Below are 7,276 nucleotides of genomic sequence, written 5' to 3'. Positions count from 1 at the left end.
TCCCCCTCAGCCCCCGGCCCGTCGCAGGGCCCTGACCCCCTCAGCCCCCGGCCCGTCGCAGGGCCCTGACCCCCTCAGCCCCCGGCCCGTCGCAGGGCCCTGACCCCCTCAGCCCCCGGCCCGTCGCAGGGCTCCGGCCCGCAGCAGGACCCCGGCCAGTCGCAGCGCTCAGGCCCGACGCACGGCCCCGGCCCATCACAGGGCTCCGGCCCGCAGCGGGCCCCGGCCCGACGCAGGGCTCCGGCCCGCAGCTGGAGCCTGGCCCGTCGCAGGGCCCTGGCCCCTCGGACCCCGGCCCGCAGCTGGAGCCTGGCCCGTCGCAGCGCTCAGGCCCGACGTACGGCCCCGCCCGCTCCAGGGCTCAGGCTCCCCTCAAGCCCGGCCCGACGCAGGGCTCCGGCCCGACGTAGGGCCCCGGCCCACTCCAGGGCTCCGGCCCCACTCAGGGCTCCGGCCTGCACAGGGCCCCAACCCGCTGCAGCTCCCTGGCCCCTCGGACCCCGGCCCGCAGCTGGAGCCTGGCCCGTCGCAGCGCTCAGGTCCAACGCACGGCCCCGGCCCGTCGCAGGGCCCTGACCCCCTCAGCCCCCGGCCCATCACAGGGCTCCGGCCCGCAGCGGGCCCCGGCTAGCTGCAGTGCTCAGGCCCGCAGCAGGACCCCAGCCCCCCGCAGCGCCCTGGCCTCCTTCATGCCCCAGACCGCCGCAGCGCCCCGGCCCCCGTCACGCCCCGGTCCCCGACAACCGCTCGCGTGCCTCCATCAGCGCGAAGCCCAGCAGGTTCGGCCCCCGCCAGCGCTCCGGGTCCGAGGCCGCCTCGTCGTCCGCCGCGAGGCCGATGCCCCATATACGGTCCACCGGGCTCGCCTCCACCAGCACCCGGTCGCCCGTGCCCAGCAGGAACCCGCGCAGATCGTCGTCCGACGCGAACTTGTGCACGCTGCCCTCGACCACGATCCGGAAGCGCTCCCGCTCCCACACCGCGTCGTCGAAACCCCGGACCAGCCGCCCCGCCTTCTTCGCCTCGGCGGGATGTCCCGCGGCGAGCACCCGGCGCTCCGCCTCCGCGTCCCCGAACAGCCGCGCCTTGCCGGCCATCATCCAGTGCTCGGCCGTCGCGTACTCGACCCCGTCCACCACGAACGGTGAGGGCCACCACTGGCTCAGACAGCTCGCCCCGAGCCTGCCGTCCGGCCTCGGCCGGTGCCCCCAGAAGTGGAGGTACTTGATCCGAGACCCCGCCCGGACCTCTCTGATCAGGGATTCCACCCCGTCGATCTTTCCCATGCACGCGAGTCTGGCACGCACCACTGACACTCCGTCCGCCCTTTTCCGCCCCGACTCGACACCTGGTCGACAGATTCCGTCGCGTAACCAAAAGGCAACAACGGAATCACTTGTTGGAGTCCTATTGCTCTGTCAGGATCGGCACTCAAATCGAGCTGGAGCTACGCCACCCACCCCCCCGGGACGGGGCGAAACGGCGGAGGAGAGCGACATGCACAACCCGGGCACCGCCACCCCGGAACGATTCCCCGCCGAGGAGCGATTCGCCGAGGGCGCGCAGTTCATCGCGGGCCGGCCGACGAAGGGCACCTCGGGCCGCACCCACGCCGTGGTCGACCCCGCCACCGGCGCGGAGGTGTACACCTACGAGCTGGCCGGCACCGACGACGTCGACGCGGCCGTCGCCGCCGCGCGCGAGGCCTTCCCCGGCTGGGCCTCGGCCACGCCAGGCGAGCGCTCCGACGCCCTGCACAGGTTCGCCGCCGTGCTCGCCGACCGCGCGGAGGATTTCGCCCGCGCCGAGTCCCTGCAGTGCGGCAAGCCGCTGAAGCTCACCCGTGAGTTCGACGTGCCGGGGACCATCGACAACACCGCCTTCTTCGCGGGCGCCGCCCGGCACCTGCAGGGGCAGTCCGCCGGGGAGTACTCCGGGGACCACACGTCGTACGTCCGGCGCGAGCCGATCGGTGTCGTCGGGTCGATCGCGCCCTGGAACTACCCCCTCCAGATGGCCGCCTGGAAGATCCTCCCGGCGATCGCCGCCGGCAACACCATCGTGCTGAAGCCCGCCGAGCTGACCCCGCTCACCTCGCTGCTGTTCGCCCAGGCCGCCACGGACGCCGGCCTCCCCGACGGTGTCGTCAACATCGTGACCGGGACGGGGAGAGAGGCGGGGGAGCACCTGGTCGGCCACCCGCATGTCGCCATGACCTCGTTCACCGGGTCCACCGCCGTGGGCAGGCGCGTCGCCGAGGTGGCCACCGCCACCGTCAAGCGCATCCATCTGGAGCTGGGCGGCAAGGCTCCCTTCGTCGTCTTCGACGACGCCGATCTGGAGGCCGCCGTCCACGGTGCCGTCGCCGGTGCGCTCATCAACACCGGGCAGGACTGCACGGCCGCCACGCGCGCGTACGTGCAGCGGCCGCTGTACGAGGCCTTCGTGGAGCAGACCGCCGCCCTGATGGAGAGCGTGCGGCTCGGCGATCCCTTCGCACCCGGCACCGACCTCGGGCCGCTCATCTCGCACGTCCAGCGGGACCGGGTCGCCGGCTTCGTGGACCGGGCGCGTGCCTACGCGCGCGTGGTGACCGGCGGCGAGGCCCCGAAGGGCGACCTGGAGCAGGGCGCCTACTACCGGCCGACCCTGATCGCGGACGCCGCCCAGGACAGCGAGATCGTCCAGTCCGAGATCTTCGGCCCGGTCCTGGTCGTCCTGCCCTTCGACAGCGACGACGAGGGCATCCGGCTGGCCAACGACACCCCGTACGGCCTCGCCGCCTCCGCGTGGAGCACCAACGTGTACCGCGCGGGCCGGGCCACCCGGGAGATCAAGGCGGGCTGTGTGTGGATCAACGACCACATCCCGATCATCAGCGAGATGCCGCACGGGGGATACAAGGCATCCGGCTTCGGCAAGGACATGTCGGCGTACTCCTTCGAGGAGTACACGCAGGTCAAGCACGTAATGTTCGACAACACCGCGGTGGCCAGGAAGGACTGGCACCGCACGATCTTCGGGGACCGGTAGCAACCGGACATCAGCAGGAGCCGGCCGCCGCCGGGTGTGACGTTCCGGCCCTCGACCAGGCCGACCACCCATTCCTCCCGAAAGGGCACCACGCGCATGGAGCAGTACGAGCCCGACCGCTTCACACCGGTCGAACTGGCCGCCATACGGCGCAGCTTCCGCAATGGCCGGGCCGCGATGACCCGTCGGTCGCTGTTGCGCGCCTCCGCGGGAGGCGCGCTCACGGTCGGCGGACTCGGGGCGCTGAGCGCCTGCGGCATCCCCGCGGCGACGAAGACCCAAGGAGGCGTGTCCGCCGACGACCACTCGGCCCAGGAGAAGGTCGTCAACTTCTCCAACTGGCCCGAGTACATCGACGTGGACGACAAGACGAAGCGGCACCCCACGCTCGACGCCTTCGCCAAGCGGACCGGTATCCAGGTCAAGTACACCGAGGACATCAACGACAACGACGAGTTCTTCGGCAAGATCCAGCCGGAGCTCGCGGCCGGCCAGGACACCGGCCGTGACCTCGTCGTGCTCACCGACTGGCTGGCCGCCCGCATGATCCGCCTCGGGTACGTCCAGAAACTGGACCCGGCCAACCTGCCGCACGCCTTCGCCAACCTGTCGGACCAGTTCCGCGCCCCCGACTGGGACCCGGGCCGGGCGTACTCCTACCCCTGGCAGGGCATCTCGACCGTCATCGCCTACAACAAGAAGGCGCTCGACGGCATCGAGGTGAAGTCGGTCTCCGACCTGCTCGACAACCCCAAGCTCAAGGGCCGCGTCGGCTTCCTGACCGAGATGCGCGACAGCATCGGCATGACCATGCTCGACATGGGCAAGGACCCGGCGAAGTTCACCGACGACGACTACGACGCGGTGATCGCCCGCTTGCAGAAGGCCGTCGACAAGGGCCAGATCCGCCGTTTCACCGGCAACGACTACACCTCGGACCTCACCAAGGGCGACTTCGCCGCGTGTGTGGCCTGGGGCGGCGACATCGTCCAGCTCCAGGCGGACAACCCGGACGTCGGCTACGTCATCCCCGACAGCGGCTACATGACATCGACCGACAACATGCTGATCCCCAACAAGGCGCGCCACAAGACGAACGCCGAGCGGCTCATCGACTTCTTCTACGAGCCCGAGCCGGCCGCCGTGCTCGCCGCGTACGTCAACTACGTGAGCCCCGTCGGGGGAGTGCAGCCCTATCTTGCGAAGATCGACAAATCGGCGGCGAGCAACCCGCTGATCCTTCCCGACAAGGCCATGCAGGCGAAGTCCCATGCCTTCCGCGCGCTGACGCAGAAGGAAGAGACGGCCTACCAGCAGAAGTTCTCGAAGCTCACAGGGGCGTGACGACGACGATGACGACACCAGACAACAGCGGCGACGTCCGCCTCTCCGGTATCTCCAAGACCTACGGCGCCTTCACCGCCGTACACCCGCTGGACCTGACCGTGCCGCAGGGCTCCTTCTTCGCCCTGTTGGGCGCCTCCGGCTGCGGCAAGACCACCACCCTGCGCATGATCGCCGGCCTGGAGGAACCTTCCTCCGGCACCGTGCACCTCGGCGACCAGGAAGTGACCCATCTGCCGTCGTACAAACGGCCGGTGAACACGGTCTTCCAGTCCTACGCCCTCTTCCCGCACCTCGACATCTTCGAGAACGTCGCCTTCGGCCTGCGCCGGCGCGGCATCAAGAGCGTGAAGAAGCAGGTCGAGGAGATGCTGGAGCTGGTCCAGCTCGGCGAGCAGGCGCGCAAGAAACCGCACCAGCTCTCGGGCGGCCAGCAGCAGCGTGTCGCCGTCGCCCGCGCCCTCATCAACCACCCCAAGGTGCTCCTCCTCGACGAGCCGCTCGGCGCCCTCGACCTCAAGCTGCGCCGCCAGATGCAGCTGGAGCTCAAGCGCATCCAGACCGAGGTCGGCATCACCTTCGTCCATGTCACGCACGACCAGGAGGAGGCCATGACCATGGCTGACACGGTCGCCGTGATGAACGCGGGCCGAGTCGAGCAACTCGGCTCCCCGACCGACCTGTACGAGAACCCGAACACCACCTTCGTCGCCAACTTCCTCGGCACCTCCAATCTCATCGAGGCCGAGGTCGACACGAAGAACGGCGACGACATCGTGCTCAAGGCGGGCGACGGCAAGCTGGTGCTGCCCAAGGCGCGGTGTTCGGCCCCGGCGACGGCCGGCGGCAAGGTGCTGGTCGGCATCCGCCCGGAGAAGATCTCCCTCACGCACGCCGACGACGCGGGGGACATCCCCGAGGGCCGCAACCGGCTGACCGGCAAGATAGCCGACGCGAGCTTCATCGGCGTCTCCACCCAGTACGTGATCGACAGCCCGGTCTGCGACGAACTCTCGGTGTACGTCCAGAACGTCGAGCGCGACGGCCGGCTCGTGCCCGGCGCCGACGTCGTCCTGCACTGGAGCCCGGCACACACCTTCGGCCTGGACGCCACCCAGGACATCGACGCGGGCACCGAGGAAGAGGCGGCCGCCTGATGACGACCCTGACCGAAGCCGAGGCGCCCCCGCCCCTCGCGCCCGCGACCGAGGAGAAGAAGCCCCCGCGGGGGCGCGGCCGGTTCACCCCGTACTGGCTGCTGCTGCCCGGCCTGCTGTGGCTGATCGTCTTCTTCGCGCTGCCGATGATCTACCAGGCCTCCACGTCCGTGCAGACGGGCTCGCTGGAGGAGGGCTACAAGGTCACCTGGCACTTCGCGACCTACTGGAACGCGCTCGGCGAGTACTGGCCGCAGTTCCTGCGGTCCGTCTTCTACGCGGCCGCCGCCACGGTCCTGTGCCTGCTGCTCGGCTACCCGCTGGCCTATCTGATCGCCTTCCGCGCGGGCCGCTGGCGGAACCTGATCATGATCCTGGTGATCGCGCCGTTCTTCACCAGCTTCCTGATCCGCACCCTGGCCTGGAAGACGATCCTCGCCGACAACGGCCCGGTGGTGCACACCCTGAACTCGCTGCACCTGCTGGACCTCACCGGCTGGCTCGGCTGGACGGCCGGCGACCGCGTCCTCGCCACACCGCTCGCGGTGGTGTGCGGACTGACGTACAACTTCCTGCCGTTCATGATCCTGCCGCTGTACACCTCGCTGGAGCGGATCGACGGACGGCTGCACGAGGCGGCCGGCGACCTGTACGCCAAGCCCTGGACCACCTTCCGCAAGGTCACCTTCCCGCTGTCGATGCCGGGCGTGGTCTCCGGCACGCTGCTGACCTTCATCCCGGCAGCCGGCGACTACGTCAACTCCGAACTGCTCGGCTCCACCGACACCCGCATGATCGGCAATGTCATCCAGACGCAGTTCCTGCGGATCCTGGACTACCCGACCGCCGCGGCGCTCTCCTTCATCCTCATGGCCGCCATCCTGGCCATGGTCACGATCTACATCCGCCGGTCCGGGACGGAGGACCTGGTCTAAATGCCCTTCGTCAACTGGCTCAAGCGCCATCTCGTCGTCATCGCGGGAACCCTGACACTCGCGTACCTGCTGCTGCCCAACGTCATCGTGACGGTGTTCTCCTTCAACAAGCCGAAGGGGCGCTTCAACTACCAGTGGCAGCAGTTCTCCCTGGACGCCTGGAAGCAGCCGTGCGGCGTCGCCGACATGTGCGGCTCGCTGTCCATCAGCCTCCAGATCGCCGTGTGGGCGACGGTCGGCGCCACCCTGCTCGGCACGATGATCGCCTTCGCGCTGGTCCGGTACCGCTTCCGGGCCCGCGGCGCCGTCAACTCGCTGATCTTCCTGCCGATGGCGATGCCCGAGGTCGTCATGGCCGCCTCGCTGCTCACCCTGTTCCTCAACATGGGTGCTCAGTTGGGATTCTGGACGATCCTCATCGCCCACATCATGTTCTGCCTCAGCTTCGTCGTCACCGCGGTCAAGGCGCGTGTGATGTCGATGGACCCGCGCCTGGAGGAGGCCGCCCGGGACCTGTACGCCGGTCCCGTGCAGACCTTCCTGCGGGTCACCCTGCCCATCGCGGCACCGGGCATCGCCGCGGGTGCGCTGCTGTCGTTCGCGCTGTCCTTCGACGACTTCATCATCACGAACTTCAACGCCGGCTCGACCGTCACCTTCCCGATGTTCGTGTGGGGTTCGGCGCAGCGCGGCACGCCCGTCCAGATCAACGTCATCGGTACGGCCATGTTCCTCGTCGCCGTCCTCATCACGCTGTTCTCGATGCTCGTCGGCAACAGCCGTAACAAGCAAAAGGCATAAGCCTCT

Annotated in this window: 6 protein-coding genes; 5 read left to right on the top strand and 1 reads right to left on the bottom strand. The window is 69.4% G+C overall.

The features are described from left to right. Nucleotides 1-722 precede the first annotated feature (722 nt). Nucleotides 723-1,286: an NADAR family protein gene (locus tag ACFYOH_RS22045; RefSeq protein WP_388627905.1), complete on the bottom strand. Its 564-nt coding sequence runs from the start codon at nucleotides 1,284-1,286 to the stop codon at nucleotides 723-725. Nucleotides 1,287-1,497: 211 nt separating this feature from the next. On the opposite strand from ACFYOH_RS22045, the gene ACFYOH_RS22040 reads away from it, so the two are divergent. The 5 genes from ACFYOH_RS22040 to ACFYOH_RS22020 all read left to right on the top strand — a co-directional run bounded on the left by ACFYOH_RS22040 (nucleotide 1,498) and on the right by ACFYOH_RS22020 (nucleotide 7,270). After that, a complete protein-coding gene (locus ACFYOH_RS22040; protein WP_388627903.1) occupies nucleotides 1,498-3,033 on the top strand; it encodes a gamma-aminobutyraldehyde dehydrogenase in 1,536 nt (511 codons plus the stop codon). 96 nt (nucleotides 3,034-3,129) lie between these two features. Then, nucleotides 3,130-4,377 (top strand): PotD/PotF family extracellular solute-binding protein, encoded by a 1,248-nt coding sequence (locus ACFYOH_RS22035; protein ID WP_388627901.1) that lies wholly within the window; start codon nucleotides 3,130-3,132, stop codon nucleotides 4,375-4,377. An 8-nt stretch (nucleotides 4,378-4,385) separates the two neighbouring features. Beyond that, a complete protein-coding gene (locus ACFYOH_RS22030) occupies nucleotides 4,386-5,534 on the top strand; it encodes an ABC transporter ATP-binding protein (RefSeq protein ID WP_388627899.1) in 1,149 nt (382 codons plus the stop codon). After that, nucleotides 5,534-6,469 carry an ABC transporter permease gene (locus ACFYOH_RS22025; RefSeq protein WP_388627896.1) on the top strand — a complete coding sequence of 312 codons (936 nt, stop codon included), beginning with the start codon at nucleotides 5,534-5,536 and terminating at the stop codon, nucleotides 6,467-6,469. The genes ACFYOH_RS22030 and ACFYOH_RS22025 overlap by 1 nt, the downstream gene beginning before the upstream one ends. Then, entirely contained in the window at nucleotides 6,470-7,270 is an 801-nt protein-coding gene (locus tag ACFYOH_RS22020) for an ABC transporter permease (protein ID WP_388627893.1), read from the top strand. It begins immediately after the preceding gene. Nucleotides 7,271-7,276: the final 6 nt, after the last annotated feature.

Source organism: Streptomyces sp. NPDC007856 (genome assembly GCF_042868225.1).
GTDB lineage: Bacteria > Actinomycetota > Actinomycetes > Streptomycetales > Streptomycetaceae > Streptomyces.
This window is presented reverse-complemented; position numbering and strand designations above follow the sequence as displayed.